Source organism: Bacteroidota bacterium (assembly GCA_019637975.1).
In the GTDB taxonomy this organism is placed as follows: domain Bacteria; phylum Bacteroidota; class Ignavibacteria; order UBA10030; family UBA6906; genus CAADGV01.
The window spans coordinates 48,749-69,341 of record JAHBUR010000015.1 but is presented as its reverse complement, the minus strand read 5'-3'; the positions used below and the strand labels follow the sequence as shown (position 1 = coordinate 69,341).

Sequence of the window (20,593 nt, the reverse complement as noted above, 5' to 3'; positions counted from 1 at the left end):
TAACTTCGATGTCGGAATGAGAATCCCGACGCTGTTTGTCGGGATAAGCAGGCGCTTGTGGACGCTACTGGAGTTGAACCAGTGACCTCCTGCTTGTAAGGCAGGCGCTCTAGACCAACTGAGCTAAGCGTCCTTGGAAATTGCCTCATTAGAGTAATGAATTTGGCCGTGGAAAGCAACCCTGCTTTTCCCTTCGCATCAACACTCCTGAAACAGAAATGCCCCGCACGGTTGCGGAGCATTTCATACTGCTTCCTGCTTTGTACTTCGTCTTGTTGCTTGCACATCAGTTGCACTCAGCACTCGCGGCGGTGTGCACACAGAGATCGCCGCGCTGTTTCCCCCCCCGTACACCCGGTCAAGGGTTCTTGAAGCGTGCGAGGGCTTCCTTCAAGTACGGTTTGCCATCGAGATCAACGCCATCGGTCAGGTAGGTAAACGTTGCGAGGTGTTCGTCGGGAGACAGAATCCTGCCGACTTCATCGAAAATCTCGTTGCGGTAGAGAAAGTACGCGTCGCCTAAAATTCTCTCGCGGTCGGCACGTTCCATCACTTCGCCGTTCCTGCGCATCTCATTGGCAACCTTGATGATGTGCGCCTGACAGTCGGGGCGCTGCCTGTTTTGATATGCCGCAATCATCAGGTGCCGGACGTAGTGTCTTTGCATGCCACTGTTCACCGCTCCGGCAAAATGCGCGTTCGCTTCGTCAAGTGTGCCGCCGCTATGTCCGGGATACAGCAGCCAGAAACCGTACATGACATGCGCGTACACGTTCGTCGAATCGAGCCGGAGCGCTTCGCGGAAATGCTCTTCGACTTTCACACTTCGATCCCCTTCTTTGAACAGCAAGTATCCGGCCCAGCCGATGTGAGCACGAACAGTTGCGGCGTATGCGCTGCGCGTCGTATCAATTGCCCGGTGCAGCACGGGTGACAGTTTGTTCACAATGTCGGAGAATGATTTTTCCGGCTGGCTCCCGGTTCCGGAGATGCGGGCATTGCGCAGCCATTCCATTGCAAGCCCGACCCGGGCTTCGTGCTCCGCGCTGTTTAATTCAACAGCTTGCGTCATCGTGTCCCATGCTTTGCTGTAGAGACCCGATGCCGCGAGATGTTGCGCTTCCGCCTTCAGTTCAAAAGCTTTGTTTTTTCGGACCGCATTCTCCTGAATCATATTCACAATCTGACGGACACCGAGTATCAGGGAGATGATTGCGGTGATGACGCCGATGATCTTCAGTGCTTTTGTTCCGATGCCGGCTTTCCCGGTTTGCTCATCTGCCATAGTTCTCCTGTGACTTTTGCCTTTGTGGAAGCATCTGCCGGATCACGAGATGACACAATCGTGATGCTCAAAACGTGAGCAAAGCTATTCATTTTCCAACAATTCCTCAAACCCGAACCTGATTCTTGTCTCGAAGCAGGCGGGTGCCAATCCTTACCCGGGTTTCCGTGTAGTATCGAGAATGTACCTCAGAAGATCGGGTCTGTCGGTTTCGATTCCATCAACACCGAATTCGATCGCCTTGCGCATTGTTTTCTCCTCATCAACTCCCCAGGCCACCACTTTATATCCGCGGCGGTGCGCCTCTTCGACAAAGGAAGCGGATAACAGAAGATAGTGCGGCTGAAGGTACAGGGCGTCAACATCGAACACACTCCCGCCGGAGACTCCCGTTCCGACAATAAGATGCATCCAGGGAATCCTGAACGCGTACACAAACAGCCGCGGGATTTCCGGTGCCAGGTTCTTGAAGCGTTCAATCACGTCAATCTCAAATGATTTGAGAATGACTTGCCGTTGCTTGCCGCTTTCGACGATCTTCTGCACGAGCCGTGCTTCAACGCTGCCGTCATCGGAACTCCCTTTCAACTCTGCAATCAGCAGAAGACTCGAATCAAGCAAAGCGAGAACCTCCTCCAGCGCCGGAACCTTCTCACCGGCAAATCGTGCGTCAAACCAATTGCCCGCGTCGAGAGCACGCAGTTCGGAGAGTCTCTTTTCTGAAACTTTTCCCTTGCCGTTGGTTGTGCGGTTGACGGCTGCATCGTGCATAACAACGAAGTGACCGTCGTTTGTCGCCCGCAAATCAATCTCCAACACATCAGCCTTCATTGCGATGGCGGCACGAAATGATGCGAGCGTGTTCTCCGGGGCAACAAGCGGCGCGCCCCTGTGTGCGATGATAAGCGGGGCCGGTTGTAGTTGTCCCGAAGCCGAAGCGGTGAGCACAACAATGATCAAACCGATAACGGAATATCGACTCTTCATTACTCACACTTTCTTCAATGTTGCGATACGGGTTGCCGTAATTGTTGTGCGCGACTCTGCACTCCATACAAGAAACAACAAAGGAGAGTGGAGAACAAGAACATTTGAACGAAGAGAGTGAGGAGAGAACATGCCCGGTGCAACCAACCCGACGCCACCATCAAAACGCCGGATTGATTGCCCCGTAAAGGGTTGGTCCACCGGGCACACATATTCCCGGAAAAGAGTTTGATCAGCGCTTATGAATACGGCTGCCGGTGGATTTGGTTTCGTCGGGCGAACACGTTGCGGAGGAGTTACGGTGATTTCGCTCCATATTGAAGTTGCAGAAGGCGGTTCGCATTCTTGCGCAATGTAAGAATGAACATCTTGTCAAATTCTGTCCCTCCGATTGCCGGAGGCGGGCTAAAACCAAATGCCTCAATGATTTGCGGCACAGTATCCGAATGCCCGACGACAAGCAATTTTTGTCCCGATCGTGAACGAAGCGAATCGACGAGGCGTTGCGTCTCGCTGGCGGGAAGTTGAACCTCAGGCAACGAATGGGCGACCCTGAGAGATTCAGCGGTTTGCTGCGTTCGCAATTTATCTGTCACGAAGATGGTCCGGATCCCTGCAGAATCGAGGGCGTGCCTGAGGGCGCCGGCACGCTGAAATCCCGCCGGAGAAAGCGGAGTCGTATCGGTGTTGTTCAATCGCTCGGCATGACGGACCAGCACGATGGTTGTCACTGTAGATGAACAGCATCCACCGAACATCAGACACGCAAGGACAGCAACGGTTGTCCTTTGCATTGCGGGAGTCTTCATCATCTTTCCCTTATTGTTGTACAACAACAGAATTCCGGACAGAAAAACGATCGCGCTTCGTCGCAAACGCATAACCGACAGCCGCTGCGCTGCAGACGAAAATAATCATCGACATGAGTTGACCCGTCGAAAGAGGCCCTATGAATCCCCTGCTTACATCTCCACGGAAGAATTCGATACTGAAGCGCACAAGAGAGAACGCCATCCAATACGCACAAAACAGCGTTCCTGCCGGCAATGCAAATCGCCGCCACAGCGTTGTGAACACGATGAAGAGTGCAAGCCCTTTCAGCGAGCCGTAGAGCTGAACCGGATGAACGGGGAGCGAAAGCGACGCAAGCGGATCGATCAGACCCTCCTTCACTTGCGCGGCAAAAGGAAAACTCCCGTGAGGAAACGATACGCCCCACGCAATTGAAGTCATCGTGCCGTAATCATCGCCGTTGAGAAAACAACTTATTCTCCCGAAGAAGATTCCGATTCCGGCACAGCTTGCAATCACATCGAGATACCGGAGGGACGGTTGGCCTTTCAGTTTGAAATAGATGAGAAGAGCGGCGGCCCCGCCGATGTAGGCTCCCCACGAAACAGTCGCCCCGTTCAGATCGAACAGCATGGCAGGATTGTAGAGAACCCGCTCGTAGTGGGTCAGCAGGAAGAACACCCGCGCCCCGATCAAACCGCCCACTGTTCCCCAGATCACGCCGCCGAGAGCATGATACCGGGAGAGGCCATCTTCACTGCTTCTGCGCACAACGATAACTGCGCACACGGCAATAGCAACGGCATACATGAACGCCGGATCAGGGACAAGGTACGAGAAGATGTTCGTGTCGAATGTTGCGTTCAGGTTTTCAACGATCCGCGGACGCACGGGCAGATTCTTTCTGCTTGATCATTCTTCGCCAAACAGCCGCGCCGACGAGAGGTATCAGCGTAATCAATGCAAACGGTTTCGGGTTTTCCCTTGCAGACGCCGAGCATGCACACTCGCATTGCCCGCTTTCGTTTATCACGGCTCTGCCTGCCGGCCGGAGTCCGCCGAACCCGCTACGACGGATGTTTGCTCCGGCGTTGTCGGTTGTTGTCAGACGGTAGAAAAGCTGGTCTTGCATCCTGAGCGTGTTCCAGTTCGTGGCCGGGATTTGCCACGTTGCCGTGCCTCCGGCTCCGGCGACAACACCTCCGAGTGACCCGCTTGAGACGATATTCACCGTGAATGCCTCGTCATTCGCCACTTCAACGGTGAAGCGTGTATTGAACGGCCTGTTCGTCTGATCGGCATTATCGCCGTTGAAGGTGTAGTCGCGTCCCGTCCAGATGGTGAATACGGGGCCTGCGACATCATTCCGATCCAGAAAATCATCATTGATATCGATGACAGCCTCCCTATCCTCCGGGAACATACCGGCTCGCGCAAAGCCGCTGAGCACTTTGTGTATTGAACGCGACGAGTCGTACCGCGGCACAAGTTGTTGCATGAGATTCAGGAAGGAATCGTGCACCCGCCGGTGTGTCATGCCGTTCAGCACGCCGACCCCCGCCTGAGACATTGCCGCAATCAAATTGAAATTCATGCTGAAAGCACCGATCGTGCTCTGATCGAGCAGTTCCTGCCGCCCGTTCCAGAGCGCCCAGCAGATAATCTGCCCGTTGCTGTGCGGAAATCCGTCACCGAAATTCACGATATGTTCGGGGAAAACATCCAATGCCTCGGCCTGTCGCGGCACGAAACTGCTTTGCACCGGAGCGGCACAATTTCCCGCCCAGAACGCTCCAAACGTGTCGGTATTGAAATTGGTGTTTGCCCAATAGTCTGCAAGACCTTCGTTGATAGAGCCGATGATGGTGCCGCCCGCCGCATTGTACTGCAAACGATTGAGAAGGTGGCCGAATTCATGAGCAATAACCGTGGCATCAATGGCCGAGTTGAAGAAATCATTGCATGTCGCGGCAGTACCGGTCGTCGCCGATCCGATGCCGAAGGTGAGTGAGTTCGTTCCGCTTGCACAGGCATTATTGATGCCGAATCCGCACGGGTTGTTGTGATTGACTGTTGCGGTGATAGACGGAAAGGCCTGGCTTCCCCACGCTTCGTAGTTCTTTCTCATTTCATGAACCCAGGCAAACACGTTCACTTCCTGAAAGCGGGAGTTGTAGTTCGTTTGATTCGTCCGGTTTACAACCGTGCCGTTAATCGGATTCACATTGAAGTTCGCCTCACCCGAACCCGACGCAATCGTAAGGTCGCCCGTACTCATTCCGTCGGCTCCGTTGTTATTGACATCGAGAACATTATTCAACCGCAGCCGGTATTGATTGCCGGACGGGGCATCCACTTCGAACGTCAACTCCCGCGTGCCCGCATTCGGACTCGGATTGAACACGAGACCTCGAGCAGCGTCGAACGAAAACAACGGTTCAAGCTGTAACACCTTGCCGTCATCGGCATCCACCCATACTTCATACGGGCCGTCTTCCGCGGAGATCTCCATCTTCCACGCGTACTGCAGGCCGGAGCCGTACGGCAAAATCACCTTCTTCGGGGGCACGGAAACACCGGTTGTTTGCGATGTCGTGTTGATATGCTGCTCTGCGGCTTGTTGTGCCCGTGCAGCATCGAGCCGTTCCCTGTTTGTGATGTTTACGGTATTGAAGACACGACCGGAAAGGGATGTGACCATCCCCGAGCGGACGGTAGCCACAATCCCTGCATGCTCGATCTTCGTTCCCCGAAAGAGCTGATCGAACACGAACGTCTCCGACGGTCGGTTCATTTGCTTGCGGAGGTCATTTGAAAACTCGCCGATCGCCTCTTCCGTTGCTTTGTTGATTTGACCGAACCGGCCTTTGATGCGCCGCCGTGTTGTATCCTCCATCATCTTGATTTCCTGTTCCATCATCCCGCTATCGGGCGGGCGCGGAGGAACAATTTTGAAGTAGCGCAATTCCTCCGCAGGACGCTTCCAATTCATGCTGGCAAGTACGGCATCAACAACCGAACGGACCCCTTCCTGTTTTCCTCCCGTTTGCGCTTCGCCGGAGGACAGCGTGATACTGAAATAGTCTCCATCAAACATCGGCAACGTGCCGGTGCCCTGGTACGCCAACGCTCGAACATCAAGCTCAAGTTTGCTTCGGTCAAGCGGCGGCGTATAGATTGGTGTAACTTTGTAGGGAACCTGGGCTGGTCCGGAATGGACGGCGACAAACAGGATGCAGGTTAACAGAAAACGATGGCGGGCGCGCATGGGAACTCTCCTCTCGCAGGTTGAAGTGAAACAATCGTGATTGTTACACCTCGGAACCAACCTTCACTGTATGTATGAAGAACGGACGGCGGTTCAGGGGACTGCGCGAATATATGAGGGCGGAAAGCAAAATGCAAGTGCACACATTGGTTACAACAATTCCCGCCCCCTCGCTATGTACGCTACACATGAATTCGCCTTAATCAACTAAACCCGGCTTATGCGGATTCATCCAATAATCAACGGCGTCTGATATGCGTTTGTTCATGTCCGACAGGAACATCCTGAAGCAACCCTTTGCGCATATTGCGGTTACGGTGCTTTCTCCGTTCATTGTTAAATACGAATTCAAGGAACCGACTCAGACCCTGGGTCGTTAATAAATGGAATGATACACCGCTATTCTAAAAAATCCTCATGACCCCAAAAGCGAAACGAATTGCACTCATTTCGGGCATTGCTCTTATACTTATCGTTTTCATTCTTCCCAAAATTATCTCCTCCGATGGTACCGGCTCGCGAAACCGTACCCCAGCAGGTCGTGACCAGCAAATGCAGGTACAGACCATGATGGTACAATTGCAGAAAATCGGCAGTCAAGTCACAGCCGTGGGAACCGTCCTCTCGAACGAATCTGTCGAGATACGCTCTCAAGTCTCGGGACAGATCGAGCGGATTCTGTTCACGGAAGGGGCCAAAGTACGCAAGGGAGCCGTGTTAGTGAAGATCAACGATGATGAGTTGCAGGCACAATTGCTCCGGGCAACATCACGGCTTGCAATCGGCGAACAACAAGCCGAACGGCAACGGCAATTGTTTGAGAAGAATTTCGTAAGTGAAGAAGAGTACAAGAATGCCACAAACGAATTGAATATCGTCAAGGCCGAGGCACAACTGATTGAGGCACAGATAGCAAAGACGGAAATCCGGGCGCCGTTCGACGGTACAATCGGCCTCCGGTTTGTCAGCGAAGGCAGTTACATTTCTCCCGCTACGGTGATTACAACGCTGCAAGATAACAGCCGCATGAAGATCGACTTTACTATCCCCGAAAAATATGCAGGCGAAATCAAGGCCGGCGATCCAATCACATTCCGCGTGCAAAACCGCCCGATGCAGTTCGAGGGGAAAGTCTACTCGAAAGACTCCCGCATTGATCAAACAACCCGGACATTGCGCCTGCGTGCACTCGCCGCGAACCCGCAGGAGCTTCTCCTCCCCGGCTCATTCGCAACAATCACGTTGCTGCTGAGCGAGCGGGAAGCTCTCAGCATTCCGGCGTATGCGCTGATTCCCGAACTCAGAGGCCATCGAGTGTACGTGTACAAGAATGGAAAAGCAGAGTCCCAACCTGTAGAAATCGGCACCCGAACAGAAGATTTGGTCGAGATCGTGGGCGGCCTGCAGGCAGGAGATACGCTGATCACTTCGGCTATACTTCAGATGAGACCGGGAATGACCGTACGGCCCATCGGAAACACACAAGCGGAACTCCAATGAGTCTATCAGCAGTAAGCATACAACGCCCCGTTCTCACAATCGTCATGGCGATTGTGATTATGTTATTCGGCTTCATCGGGTTCACGTATCTCGGCGTGCGTGAGCTCCCCAATGTTGATCCTGCAATCATTTCCGTCAGCACATCGTACCCGGGCGCCAACGCCACAGTGATTGAATCGCAGATCACGGAACGGCTTGAAGAAGCAATCAGCAGTGTGCCGGGCATCCGCACACTCAATTCCACCAGCCGCGAAGGGCGCAGCAACATTACCATTGAATTTGATCTCGAGGTTGATCTGGAAACCGCCGCGAACGATGTTCGCGACAAGGTTGCAGGAGCCGTACGGAGCCTCCCCCCCGATGTCGATCCGCCCGTGGTTTCAAAAGCCGATGCCGACGCAAGTCCGATTGTTATCATGAACGTCAGCAGCAGCACGCGCGGACTTCTGCAACTGTCCGACCTCGCCGACAGGGTGTTTCGTGAGCGACTGCAAACAATTCCCGGCGTGAGCAACGTCCGGATCTTCGGCGAGAAGCGCTACTCGATGAAGCTCCGGATGGATCCGCGCCAATTAGCAGCGTATCAAGTTACGCCGCTTGATGTCCGTACCGCCTTGAATGCCGAGAACATCGAACTCCCCGCTGGCCGGATCGAAGGACATCACGTGGAACTGACAGTACGAACGTTGAGCAGACTCGAAACGGCGGAGGAATTCAACAATCTCATCATCCGTGAACAGGAAGGCAGGATTGTCCGCTTCAAAGACGTCGGGTACGCGGAACTTGCACCGGAAGACGAACGGTCGATTTCGAAAGGCCTTGCCGGACCACGAGTTGCCGTCGCCATTTTCCCCCAGCCCGGCTCGAATCATATTGCGATTGCCGATGAATTCTATAAAAGAATCGAAGAGATCAAGAAAGATCTTGCCGACGACGTCGAGTTGAGCATCGGCTTCGATACGACAAAATACATCAGAGCGTCGATTGCCGAAGTACGGGAGACGATCTTTCTTGCTTTCGCCCTGGTTGTGTTTGTCATCTTCCTGTTCCTTCGCGACTGGCGGACGACGCTGATTCCCGTCTTTGCCATACCCATTTCGCTGATCGGGTCGTTCTTCATTATGTACCTTGCGGGCTTCTCCATCAACGTTCTGACTCTCCTCGGGTTTGTCCTTGCCATCGGGCTGGTGGTGGATGATGCCATTGTCGTGTTAGAGAACATCTACTCCAAAATCGAACAGGGAATGAACCCGATCGAGGCCGGATTGAAGGGCTCGAAAGAAGTCTTCTTCGCCATCATCTCCACAACGGTCGCGCTGATTGCCGTATTTATGCCCATCATGTTTTTGGAGGGATTGACGGGGAGGTTGTTCAGGGAATTCGGCGTTGTGATCGGCGGAGCGGTATTTCTCTCCTCCTTCGTAGCGTTGACACTCACCCCGATGGTGTGCACCCGGCTTATCAAGCCTCACATGGGGCATAACAAATTCTACAACAGAACCGAGCCGTACTTTGCCCTGCTCATCGGCTGGTACGAACGGACCCTCACTGCTTTCATGCGGCGCCGCCAATATGCGTTTGCGGCGATTCTCGTGTCTGCGGGGATGATGTGGATATTCTTCTCCGTGCTGCCGCAGGAACTGGCGCCGATGGAAGATCGCAGCCGGCTCCGCATCAACTCAACGGCACCCGAAGGAACGTCATTCGACCGGATGGATGCGTACATGGACAGCCTCATCGACTTGATACGCCGTGACGTGCCTGAGGTGGATGCCGTTATTGCGAACACCTCCGGCTTTGCGGGGGCGTCCAACGCGGGTAGAACGACAGTGACTCTCATTCCACCGGAGGAACGGAACCGCACACAGCAACAGATTGCGGAAGCCCTTTCCCGTTCGGTGCGTAGGTTGGATGACGCCCGGACCATTGTTGTGCAGGAACAAACCATCGCTATCGGCGGGGGCGGTGCGCGCTTCGGCTTGCCTGTCCGGTATGTTATCAAGGCACTCAGATTCGAGAAGCTGAAGGAAGTGCTGCCACGCTTTCTTGACGAAGTCAACAGCAACCCCGTGTTCAGCGTTGCGGATGTTGACCTGAAGTTCAACAAACCGGAACTGGTTATTGAAATCAACCGCGAGCGTGCCCGTTCGTTAGGTGTTTCGGTGAGCGAGATTGCCCAGACCCTGCAACTTACACTCAGCGATCAACGGTACGGATATTTTATCAGAGACGGAAAACAGTACCAGGTTATCGGTCAGCTCACACGGGCAAACCGCGATGCGCCGCAGAGCCTCGCCTCTATTTTTGTGCGGAGCAGGAACGGTGAGCTGATACAACTCGACAATCTCGTCACGCTCAGCGAACAGGCAACACCCCCGGAGCTGTACCGCTTCGACAGGCAAATCGCGGCAACAATTTCTGCCGGACTCAATCCGGGTTACACCCTGGGTGACGGCATCACTGCAATGGATCAGATTGCCGACAGGGTTCTGGATGAATCATTCAGTACCGCCCTTTCGGGAGCAGCACGCGACTTTGCCGACAGTTCGCAGAGCCTGCTGTTCGTGTTTATCCTTGCCCTTGTTCTCACTTACCTTGTTCTGGCTGCGCAGTTTGAAAGCTTCCGCGATCCGTTCATCATCATGTTCACCGTTCCGCTCGCCGTGGCGGGCGCTATGCTGTCACTCTGGTATTTCAATCAAACCTTCAACATCTTCAGCCAGATCGGGCAGATCATGTTGATCGGGCTTGTGACGAAGAACGGCATTCTCATCGTCGAGTTTGCCAATCAACGGAAGGCAACCGGCATGTCGGTTCGCAATGCGGTCATCAGCGCAGCCACGGCCCGCTTCCGACCGATTTTGATGACGAGTCTTTCAACTATTCTCGGCATCCTCCCGATTGCATTAGGCCTTGGCGCGGGCGCTGAGAGCCGTGTGTCAATGGGTATAGCAGTTATTGGCGGGCTTATCTTTTCGGGAGGACTGACACTGTTCGTAATACCGGCCATCTACTCCTACTTCTCGAAAGAGTCGGTGCAGGCGGTTCCTGAAACTGCACCGGTGTTTGCCGGCGGCAACGGTTCCGAAGATATCGAAATGGCTGTAAAGGGAGACGTTCCGTAGCGCTCATTTCACTCAAGCATTCAACCTATCTCCCGGCAAAATTCCTCTTGGATGTTTTGCAGGGATTGCATTGATTAGGGCTGTTTCGGTATACCATCCTTTTCTTTATCCCTGAAAGGAAACATACACGTATGGCAGAGAAGAAGAACATCCTGAACCGGGTTCTCGGACTGATTGAACGGGTGGGAAACGCGTTGCCTCATCCCGCAACGCTGTTTGCAATTTTCGCGGGACTGGTAGTGGTCGTTTCCGGAATTGCTTCGATGTTTGATCTCGCTGTCGTGCATCCGGGAACGGGCGAAACAGTCCATCCCGTCAACCTGCTTTCTGCCGACGGACTGCATCGCATAGTGACGAAAATGGTGACGAACTTCACAGGCTTTGCCCCGTTGGGGACGGTGTTGGTGGCGATGTTGGGTATCGGCATTGCCGAAAGCAGCGGACTCATCGGCACCGTGCTTCGGTTGCTCGTCATCTCCGCTCCGCGAAAACTGCTGACGTTTGTGCTGGTGTTTTCCGGGGTTCTCTCCAACACCGCAAGTGAAGTCGGATACGTGTTGCTCGTTCCTCTGGGGGCGATCATTTTTCTCGCCGTAGGCAGACATCCGATTGCAGGAATGGCAGCGGCGTTTGCCGGAGTTTCAGGCGGATACAGCGCGAACCTGCTGCTCGGAACAATTGATCCGTTGCTTGCCGGCCTTTCGCAGGAAGCAGCAAGCATCATCATGCCGGGATACAAGGTCAATGCGGCCGCAAACTACTACTTCATGTTCGTCTCGACCTTCTTCATTGCAACCGCCGGAACGTGGGTGACCGAACGCATCGTTATCCCGCGGCTCGGCGAATACAAAGGCGACGCCAAGCCGCAGGCATTAACTTCTCTGACCAAAGAGGAAAAACGCGGGCTACGATATGCAATCGTCGGAGCATCACTGTTCGCGGCATTCCTCCTCGGCGGCGTCATCCCTGAAACGGGATATCTGCGCAATCCGAAGACGTGGGAAATACTGCATTCGCCTTTTATGGATGGGATTGTTGCGTTCATCTTCCTCGGCGCCGCCATCGGAGGCATTGCCTACGGCATCGGCGCCCGCACATATAAAAGCGATTCCGATGTTATGAAGGGAATGGGAAAGGCGATGGAGGCGATGGGCGTGTACATTGTGCTGGTGTTCTTCGCTTCACAGTTTGTTGCGTTCTTCCGGGAAACAAATCTCGGACTCATCGTCGCTATCGAAGGAGCCGCGTTTCTGAAGAACTCGGGTTTGGGAGACATCCCCTTGCTGCTTGCTTTTATTCTGCTCTCAGCAACAATCAACCTGTTCATCGGAAGCGCTTCGGCAAAGTGGGCAGTGATGGCGCCTGTGTTCATACCGATGCTCATGCTGCTCGGCTATTCGCCCGAATTAGTGCAGGGCGCTTACAGGGTTGGCGATAGCGTCACCAACATCATCTCCCCCATGATGTCATACTTTGCGCTGATCGTTGCATTTGTCGAAAAGTATGAGAAGAACTCGGGCATCGGCACTGTCATCTCAACAATGTTGCCCTATTCCGTGGTGTTCCTGATTATCTGGTCGATCCTGTTCATCGGATGGATTCTGCTTGACCTCCCCCTCGGACCGGATGCTCGCCTGTATTTGAATAGGTAGCGTAAATGGAGATTGCAGAAGAGAAGTCCCGGCCTTTCCAGTCGGGACTTTCTGCATTCTGTCACATCGAAAAATGTCAGCGCATCAGGATCATTCTTGCGGAAGTCGAAAATTCACCGGCCTGCAAGCGATAGATGTACACGCCGCTTGCCAACCCCGCCGCATCGAACGTAACCTCGTAATTTCCTGCCTGCAGATTCTCGTTCACCAGCGTCGTGACCTCGCGACCGAGTACATCGTACACCCGCAGGGACGTTCCGTGCAACATGCTTCCAGATGAGGGAAGTGAGAATTTGATGGTTGTAGTCGGATTAAACGGGTTGGGATAGTTCTGATGAAGGGCAAATGAGACGGGTTGCCCGCCTTCTTCCCGGACAATTGTCGTTTGAATTGTTCCCCGCTTCATGAAAATGTCACAGACTACCACGGAATTCCGGACTGCACCGGGAGAATACGTAACCGCAATCTCACCGTTTCCCCGTGCGGCAATTGCCGAAGTGTTTCGTGTAACGTACCCCGGCGGCAAGTCGGCCACCTGAAGCGTATCTGAAAAGGCTCCGTTCTTCCCATGAACGAGATACCACCCGCGCCCGGATGCTGCTACACTCGATTGATACACCACGAAAATCCTCCCTTCATCATCCGAAGCAAAATTGTGGTATCCGGCAGGACGCTGGCCGGGAGCCGAGACCGGAACGGGCGATCCGAAACTTCCCGAGGCATTATTGACAACCTGCAGAACTTCTGTCGGTGAATTTCTGTAGAGAATGTGAACAACGTTGTCCTTGCTGACAAGGATCCGGGGATAGTCAACATCGACTGCAACGCCGGTCGGGGTTTCGACCAACGTACCGGTTCTGTTCGTATAGTACTTCAAAGGCCCGCCGAAGGCAGAGCCTGTTTTTGTCACGATGTGCACGAAGCCTGCGGTATCCACTGCAATTCCGGAATCAAAGTCGCCCGTAATACTCGCTTCAAAAAGCAACTGTTCCGGAGAAAGGGAGAGATCGCGCAAATCATACCGCCGGTAATAGGCGTGCTGAGTCCCCGACTGGGGAAAAGTGTGATACACGAAATGCAGAACGCTGTCGGGTCCGATTGCACACATCGGCGTGGCTTTGTTCAAGCCGGCAGATGTGATGAACACCGGAGTTGTGAATGTATCTCCATCCAATCGGCTGTATTGCACCTGAAACAGGGTCCCCGCATCCCGCCCGAGATACCCGACATGTACGTTATCGTACTTGTCAAGCGTAATCGTTGGATAGTTATCGTCGACAAGGTTCGCTGTAACATGCTTCGTAACAAGAGTATTGGCGCTGTCGGTAACGTAGTAGATTTCACGGGTTGCGGAGTTCGTTCCGATTTGTCCGGAATACACAACATGGATAGTGCCTTCCGAATCAAATGCAATACCTTGCCTGTTGTTGAACTTGTCGTTGTAGGCAATCGTATCCTGCGGGAAACTCAATTGCCAGGCATTCGCGACACAGGGAATGAGAAAGAATAGAAATGTGTATGTCTGTATCTTACAAATCATTATTGACCTCTTGCGATTTGAACGTGTCTTCGTATTCAATGTAGCGCTCAATCGCATGAAGCTCAAGGTCTACCGTTCAAGAAAAATCAAAAAAACCCGAAGCGGGGCTTCGGGTAGGTAATCAAAGGGCATCTCCCGGACTGCAGAAGCACGACGTCTTCAACGGAATATCCGACCGTGCCCAGGCGGCTTTGAACTTCTCATCGATCGCGGCCGCCTCTTCATGTTTGCCGCTTCGGTGCAGACATGATGCAAGCCCCTTCAATGCCCAGCCATTGTTCGGATGCCGTTCCAAATCCCTGCGATAGACTTCCTCCGCCTCTTTGATGCGACCCTGCTCAAGCAACAAAGCGCCCAGCGAATGGCGCACGGGCATCATCCACCCCCAGGGTTCATCATACCGGAGTGAATCATCGAACTGTACGGCTTGCCGTAACAGGGTAAATGCCTTGGGATAGTTCTTCCGGCGATACTCGAGTTCGCCTTCCGCCATCCGAAGTCCGACTTGCAGGATTGTTCTGACAGGATTGTTGCCGTTCAACCGACTTTCCGGTACTGCGGCTGCGACTTTCTTAAACGCATCCAACTCGGCCGTGGCTTCCGGAACGCGACCCGAGGCGGCGAAAGCCACCGTGCGGCCATAGTGCCAGAAGGCCGTTGTCGCGATAAGATCGTCCGGCGGTTTCGGTTCGCTCAGAATTTCCTCCCACATTCCGAAGCGTACCATCACATGAGTCGGAACCGCTATAAATCCGTCGAGGTAGTCGGCATATTCGCGCACCACTTCAAGAGGGATTTGCTCGACCATATCACGCGCAGCCTTCATGGCCAGTTCTTTTCTTCCCTCGAACATCGCCGCATAGGCAAGAAAATGAAAATTATGCGCCCGGTAGAATGTGTAAAATCCGCCGCGTTGAATCCACGCGGTATCCGCAATGATTGCGCGCTGGTTCGCCTTCACCGCCTCATCGTAGTGACCGACACGGATATCAATATGCGACGGCATATGAACAAGATGCCCCGCTCCCGGCACGCGATGCCGGAGCGAGTCTGCCGCCGGAAGGGCTTTCCCGGGAGTCGGTGAAGCCTCCATTGTGTGAATGTAGAAATGGCATGCACCGGGATGATTCGGCTGCAGTTCAAGCACACGCTCAAGCGTAGCAACAATTTCAGGCGTGCCGGGTTGTGGCGTACCCGCCGGAGTCCATAAATCCCACGGACGAAGATTCATCATGGCGTCGGCGAACAACGCGCCGACATCCGGGTCGTCCGGATAGTTCTCCCACACACGACGCATTGCATTCGCATACTCAATATCGAGTGGTCTCCGATCATCCGGAGGGGGCCATGTGTAGCGTGCCGCGAGAGCGAAGATCAGATCCTGCTCAACCGGCGAGGCATACACCGCAACGCCCTTTGCTTTCTGCAAGGCCTCCCACGCAGCAAGCGCAGCGCTACTGTCCATTGCCGGATTGTTAATATTCGGGCCTGCCGAGATTGCTTGACCCCACCACGTCATTGCGCACAGCGAGTCCAATATCGATGCCTGCCGGAACGAAAGGATCGCCGCCTCATGATTGAAGCCGTAATACAGCGTGAAACCCTGATCGAAGTATTTCTGCGCTTCCTCGTTTTTTGTCGTCACGTTGCGGTTATAGTGTGAGAGATTCTCAAACAACGGAATGAGGCGGGGTTCGGGCGGCCCGCATGCTGCGAGCGTGAAAGAAAGAAACACAATGGCGGCAGTTGACTTGGGCATGCAACCTCCTGATGTACGGTGTGAGGAAAGAATTTCTGCTGCTTTTGCAACGAATAGAGAGATTGAAGAAGGATATGAAAAAATATAAGAAGAGATTCAGTGCTTTGTCAAGCCACTATAGAAGGAAGCCCCGAGTTTCTTGCCCGGGGCTTCCTGATAGTTGATATCCTTCCAACCAATTACTAATAGGATCGACTCTGGTAGTCAAGCTTCAGTTTCTGTGTCCACCAATTCAGGGCCGTATTTGTTGCATCCCCGGAAAGAACGAGCAATTCCGACGCCGGCCCCATCATTAACTGCATTGCCCCGATCAGATGACGTTTCGTTTCAATGTTCTTTGCATCCTCTCCGTAATTGATTGCCGCGAGGTTTTGTTGCAGTGTTGTATAGCGTGCTGTGTAAGCAAGCAGAACATCATTCCAATACTTTCGAAACACATCCAGATACTCGTTCTCGACGGCAATGTGCTTTTCCATTGCCTTCACGTGAATGGCATGGACTTTCCTCTGATCCTTGAATCGGCCGGCTTCGGAGAAATCGACGTACGGCAATTTCCCTATTTCGGCTTCAGCCCAGGCATTGACTTCACGGTGTTTGCGGTCGCGGTCAACATCAATCTGACCTTTCCTCGCAACTCGTTCTGCAAAGCCCTGCGTGTCGCCTGCAAGGCGGCTGTATTCCTCTACAGCTTTCTGTACTTCATCGGATTCAGGAGCGAGAGCCTTCGGTCCGAGGTTCATCTGCTGCATCACGGCCATTGCATATTGCACTTTCTCGGCCTGACTCATGGATGCCATCTTCCGTTCCATCACTTGCGGATCGACGCTTGCCATCGCGGGTGTTCCGGGAACAGTCAGGGCAACATTCGTTCTTTCGACTTGTTCTCCGATCTTGTTGATCTTTTCATTGATCCGCCTGTAGAACTCTTTGGTATCACAAAAATAGTTATCGCCGTTCACTGTACATTTGGCGCGGGAGTAGGCCTCTTGAACGGATTTAGGGGGCGATGGAACCTGACCGTAGAGGTCAAGGAGATTGACCTTGACCATTGTTTGACTGTAGGCAAAGGCAGGAACAGCAAAAAGAGCTGCAAACAACAACGACCTGCACTGCATAGAACCTCCGGTGAATTGATGTTGGAAAGATTTGTTTTCAGCGTGTTACGAAAGAAGCGGACATCCGGCCCCTACATTTTGATGTAGGAGGAGCAGGCGGAGGCCGACACGAACCCCTCAGGCGGCCTTTCGATGTTTGCACTTGGCATCCGGCTGCCGTATATTTTGCTGTACATATTTCGGGCACTTTTTGATTTCGGCACGTTTGCTGTTCTTTCACAAGTTTCGGAGGTATACATGAGAGCAATCTGGAAGGGCCATATTCGCTTCTCGCTTGTCACAATTCCCGTTCGCATTTACAATGCAGTGGATACGGATCAGACAATCCGCTTCAATCAACTTCATAAGGAAGACCACGGACCGATCGGGTACGACAAGAAATGCAAGAAATGCAGCAAAGTCGTCACCTCCGAGGATATCGTGAAAGGATACCCGTATGAACCCGACAGGTTTGTGATTGTTGAAAAGGATGATCTCGACAAGCTGAAGCTGAAAAGTACAAAGATTATCGAGATCGAAGGTTTTATTGACGCGAAGGAGGTTCACCCGACACTCTACGAAGCACCGTACTATGCCGGCCCTGACAGCCCGGTTGCCGTAAAGGCGTATGCCCTTCTTGCGGCAACGTTGAAAGAAACGGGCAAGATGGGAATCGGCAAAGTGGTGTTGCGTGACCGTGAAGATGTTGTGATGATTGCGCCGCAGGAAAACGGCATATGCCTCTACAAGCTCCGCTCACCGAAGGAAGTCCGCAAGATCGGCGAGGTGCCACAACTCGACAGCAAAGGTGTTGATAAAAAACAGTTGGAGCTTGCAAAAAATCTTGTTGAATCCATGAAGACATCGCTTAACAAGCTCGATCTGACCGACAAGTACAACGACGCATTGCGTGAGATGATCGAAGCCAAAATCGAGGGCAAGCAGATTGTGACCGTCGAGGAGGAAGAGAAGCCGATTGTTGACATCATGACGGCGTTGAAGCAAAGTATCGAGCAGGCAAAAACGCAGCGCAAGCCGATGGAAAAAGCAAAGGGCGAGAAGAAGAAAGTCGCGGCAAAGGCCTCCGCAAACGGAAAACACGCAAAGGCAAAGAAAGTGAAAGCCGCATGATGGATGTCCGTGCTGCGGGCTCGAATGCATGTGAACCAACGTAAGGACGTTGATTGGGTAGAATAGTGGGAAAAATTCTCGACTTCATACCGAAGCAACCCGACAAATTCGGTTTCGAGCGTGTCCGAAAGCGTAAGAAGACCCGATTTCCGAACAAGGGACAATTGAATCTGTTTTCGCCCGCGGCAGCCCAACTCCTGAAGCTGCCGACAAACATCGGGCCTTTCGAGGAAGCGTTGCTCCTGGATGAACGCGACGATGCACGCGCCGAGGAGGCCTATCTGCGCGCCATCGAGGAGGGCGATGATGTTGCCGATGCGTATTGCAATGTCGGCATTATCATGTCAAAACGGGGCATGACAGCACAAGCATTTGATTGCTTCACGAAGTCGCTTGAACTCGACCCGCGGCATTTCGAATCCCATTACAATCTGGGAAATCTGTACTTCGAAGCGGGCGATTTACGCCTTGCAAGAATGCACTATGAACTGGCCGCCGAAGTCGTGCCGGATCATGCAGGCACATATTTCAATCTCGGGCTGGTTCATGCGATGAACAACGATGTTGTTTCCGCTCTCAACTCGCTGGGCAAGTACAAATCGTTGGCGTCGAAAGAGGAAGGCAACAAAGCCGACGATCTCTTGGAAAATCTGCAACGCGTGATGAACGTTCAACGCTGATGTGAACCGGGCTACGGTCCGTTGATGTTGGGGGAAGAAGAGGAGAGTGTTATGCTATTGTATTCTTTACAAATCCTGTGCGCGTGAGAGTGCCATGAAATCCCTTCACGCACTGATCATTCCGACGTTCATCCTTTTCGGCCGCTGCAGCGACAAGCCACCTGACTCTGTTTCTGTTTCCCCAGCCAGTATTCTTTCCGTGCTTATTCCCGATACCGTCAGGCTTGGCTCTCCAATAACGTTGGAGGCATCATGCGGCACGCCCACGCCTTGCTGGGAATTCGAGCGATTCGAGTTCATACAACACGACAAACAGATCAATACTACAGTCTTTGCCCGGTACGACGGACGGCCGTGCGTTCAAGTGCTTGGCTCATTCAAAGCGGATACATCTGTTGTTGTCGGCGAGCGGGGAACATACACGTTCAGGTTCAATAGAGGAGAAGACTCTTTTTTCGAAAGATCAGTTGTCGTGCAGTAACACTGTTCTTTACTCTCAACAATTCAACCATCCACACTTTGCAAGGAGGCAGGTATGGCAGCACAATTGGAAGAATGCAGACGAGTTTTGCGCGACGTTCGTCGTGAATTGTTTCGCAAGCCCAATGTTGTGGCAATAGGAGTCGGCTACAAGACAGTAGCGGGAAAAAAGACGGAGCACCTCTCACTGATCTGCTCGGTAGAAGTAAAGAAATCGAAAGGAAGCCTCTCCCCCGCTGAAATCATCCCCGAAAGCATTCAGGGCATTCCGACGGATGTGTACGCGTCGGGAATTTTGTACGCGCAACAAAGTCCCACCGGAAGACACAGGCCCGCACCAGGCGGCGTCAGTATCGGGCACTATCTCATTACAGCCGGAACACTCGGATGTCTCGTACGGAAGAACAACACAAACTACATTCTCTCAAACAATCACGTTCTGGCAAACAGCAACGATGCGTCTCCGGGCGATGCAATTCTGCAACCGGGTCCGTATGACGGCGGCCAGCAAGCTTCGGATACGATCGCCACGCTGACGGAATTCATCCCCATCGAATTCACAACAGCAACAATCCCGTGCCCCATCGGCAATGCCGTTGCTTCGACACTGAACGGCGTCGCAGCAGCAATCGGAAGCAAGACCCGACTGCAGGCCGCGGCGCCGACGGCACCGGCGGCAGATAATCTCGTAGACTGTGCCATTGCCCAGCCGCTCAATCCGGCCGACGTTGTCAACACTATCCTCGGTATCGGGCAGATTGCAGGAGTGGCGGATGGAACACTCGGAATGGCCCTCAAGAAAAGCGGACGCACGACGGGATTAACGATCGGGGCCGTAACGCAGATTGATGTAACAGCAAATGTAAGCTACGGATCCAACAAGGTCGCGACGTTTGTCGATCAATTGATGGCAGGGGCAATGAGTCAGGGCGGCGACAGCGGCTCTGCCGTGTTGAACAATCAGAACCAGATTGTCGGGTTGTTGTTTGCAGGAAGCAACACGTCGACCATCATCAACAGAATTCAAAACGTATTTCAACTCTTGCAGGTGACGCTGCCGTGAGCGCGGACGAACTGGAACGCATACGAAGAATCAAGCAGGCGCACGAGAAGCTGTGGCTTGCATTGGAATCTGTAACGGCGGTAGGCATCGGAACAACCTCCTCGGGAAAAGCGGGGTTGATTGTTTCGGTAATGGACGATCCGGGAAAGATGAGGGGACAAATCCCCCGATCAATTGACGGAATCGAGGTAGAAATTCGGTTTTCTGGAGAATTAAAGGCTCAATAGACTCGAGGCT

At 53.2% G+C, this 20,593-nt stretch carries 16 protein-coding genes and 1 tRNA gene; 8 read left to right on the top strand and 9 right to left on the bottom strand.

The genetic code is table 11. The features are described 5' to 3' along the window. Positions 1-58: 58 nt before the first annotated feature. The 6 genes from KF749_10220 to KF749_10195 form a co-directional block, all read right to left on the bottom strand. A tRNA-Val gene (locus tag KF749_10220) sits at positions 59-133 on the bottom strand. Positions 134-358: 225 nt separating this feature from the next. After that, entirely contained in the window at positions 359-1,285 is a 927-nt protein-coding gene (locus tag KF749_10215) for a hypothetical protein (GenBank protein ID MBX2991526.1), read from the bottom strand. A gap of 153 nt (positions 1,286-1,438) precedes the next feature. Further along, positions 1,439-2,272, bottom strand: a complete 834-nt coding sequence (locus tag KF749_10210; protein ID MBX2991525.1) for a glycerophosphodiester phosphodiesterase — start codon at positions 2,270-2,272, stop codon at positions 1,439-1,441. 296 nt (positions 2,273-2,568) lie between these two features. Continuing rightward, positions 2,569-3,084 (bottom strand): histidine phosphatase family protein, encoded by a 516-nt coding sequence (locus KF749_10205; protein MBX2991524.1) that lies wholly within the window; start codon positions 3,082-3,084, stop codon positions 2,569-2,571. A 7-nt stretch (positions 3,085-3,091) separates the two neighbouring features. After that, on the bottom strand, positions 3,092-3,955 hold the full coding sequence (locus KF749_10200; GenBank protein MBX2991523.1) for a prolipoprotein diacylglyceryl transferase: 864 nt from the start codon (positions 3,953-3,955) through the stop codon (positions 3,092-3,094). Then, a complete protein-coding gene (locus tag KF749_10195; protein ID MBX2991522.1) occupies positions 3,936-6,332 on the bottom strand; it encodes a hypothetical protein in 2,397 nt (798 codons plus the stop codon). Before KF749_10195 ends, KF749_10200 begins: the two co-directional genes overlap by 20 nt. Positions 6,333-6,749: 417 nt before the next feature. Between KF749_10195 and KF749_10190 the strand changes: the two genes are divergently transcribed. The 3 genes from KF749_10190 to KF749_10180 all read left to right on the top strand — a co-directional run bounded on the left by KF749_10190 (position 6,750) and on the right by KF749_10180 (position 12,609). Further along, a complete protein-coding gene (locus tag KF749_10190) occupies positions 6,750-7,832 on the top strand; it encodes an efflux RND transporter periplasmic adaptor subunit (GenBank protein MBX2991521.1) in 1,083 nt (360 codons plus the stop codon). Then, positions 7,829-10,957 carry an efflux RND transporter permease subunit gene (locus tag KF749_10185; GenBank protein MBX2991520.1) on the top strand — a complete coding sequence of 1,043 codons (3,129 nt, stop codon included), beginning with the start codon at positions 7,829-7,831 and terminating at the stop codon, positions 10,955-10,957. The genes KF749_10190 and KF749_10185 overlap by 4 nt, the downstream gene beginning before the upstream one ends. A 131-nt stretch (positions 10,958-11,088) precedes the next feature. Then, complete coding sequence (locus KF749_10180) at positions 11,089-12,609, top strand: AbgT family transporter (protein ID MBX2991519.1); 1,521 nt, start codon at positions 11,089-11,091, stop codon at positions 12,607-12,609. Between the two features lie 76 nt (positions 12,610-12,685). Here the strand turns inward: KF749_10180 and KF749_10175 are convergent, their stop codons facing one another. The 3 genes from KF749_10175 to KF749_10165 all read right to left on the bottom strand — a co-directional run bounded on the left by KF749_10175 (position 12,686) and on the right by KF749_10165 (position 17,023). Then, a complete protein-coding gene (locus KF749_10175; GenBank protein ID MBX2991518.1) occupies positions 12,686-14,149 on the bottom strand; it encodes a T9SS type A sorting domain-containing protein in 1,464 nt (487 codons plus the stop codon). A 121-nt stretch (positions 14,150-14,270) separates the two neighbouring features. Next, complete coding sequence (locus KF749_10170; protein MBX2991517.1) at positions 14,271-15,908, bottom strand: tetratricopeptide repeat protein; 1,638 nt, start codon at positions 15,906-15,908, stop codon at positions 14,271-14,273. Between the two features lie 182 nt (positions 15,909-16,090). Beyond that, the gene (locus KF749_10165) at positions 16,091-17,023 is read right to left on the bottom strand and encodes a hypothetical protein (GenBank protein ID MBX2991516.1); all 933 of its coding nucleotides are present in this window, start codon (positions 17,021-17,023) and stop codon (positions 16,091-16,093) included. Between the two features lie 237 nt (positions 17,024-17,260). Between KF749_10165 and KF749_10160 the strand changes: the two genes are divergently transcribed. The 5 genes from KF749_10160 (at position 17,261) to KF749_10140 (ending at position 20,583) form a co-directional block, all read left to right on the top strand. Next, on the top strand, positions 17,261-18,133 hold the full coding sequence (locus tag KF749_10160) for a Ku protein (GenBank protein ID MBX2991515.1): 873 nt from the start codon (positions 17,261-17,263) through the stop codon (positions 18,131-18,133). Between the two features lie 53 nt (positions 18,134-18,186). After that, positions 18,187-18,813 carry a tetratricopeptide repeat protein gene (locus KF749_10155; protein ID MBX2991514.1) on the top strand — a complete coding sequence of 209 codons (627 nt, stop codon included), beginning with the start codon at positions 18,187-18,189 and terminating at the stop codon, positions 18,811-18,813. 94 nt (positions 18,814-18,907) lie between these two features. After that, entirely contained in the window at positions 18,908-19,294 is a 387-nt protein-coding gene (locus KF749_10150) for a hypothetical protein (GenBank protein ID MBX2991513.1), read from the top strand. A gap of 54 nt (positions 19,295-19,348) precedes the next feature. Then, a complete protein-coding gene (locus KF749_10145) occupies positions 19,349-20,356 on the top strand; it encodes a hypothetical protein (protein ID MBX2991512.1) in 1,008 nt (335 codons plus the stop codon). Then, the gene (locus KF749_10140) at positions 20,353-20,583 is read left to right on the top strand and encodes a hypothetical protein (GenBank protein MBX2991511.1); all 231 of its coding nucleotides are present in this window, start codon (positions 20,353-20,355) and stop codon (positions 20,581-20,583) included. The genes KF749_10145 and KF749_10140 overlap by 4 nt, the downstream gene beginning before the upstream one ends. Positions 20,584-20,593 lie beyond the last annotated feature (10 nt).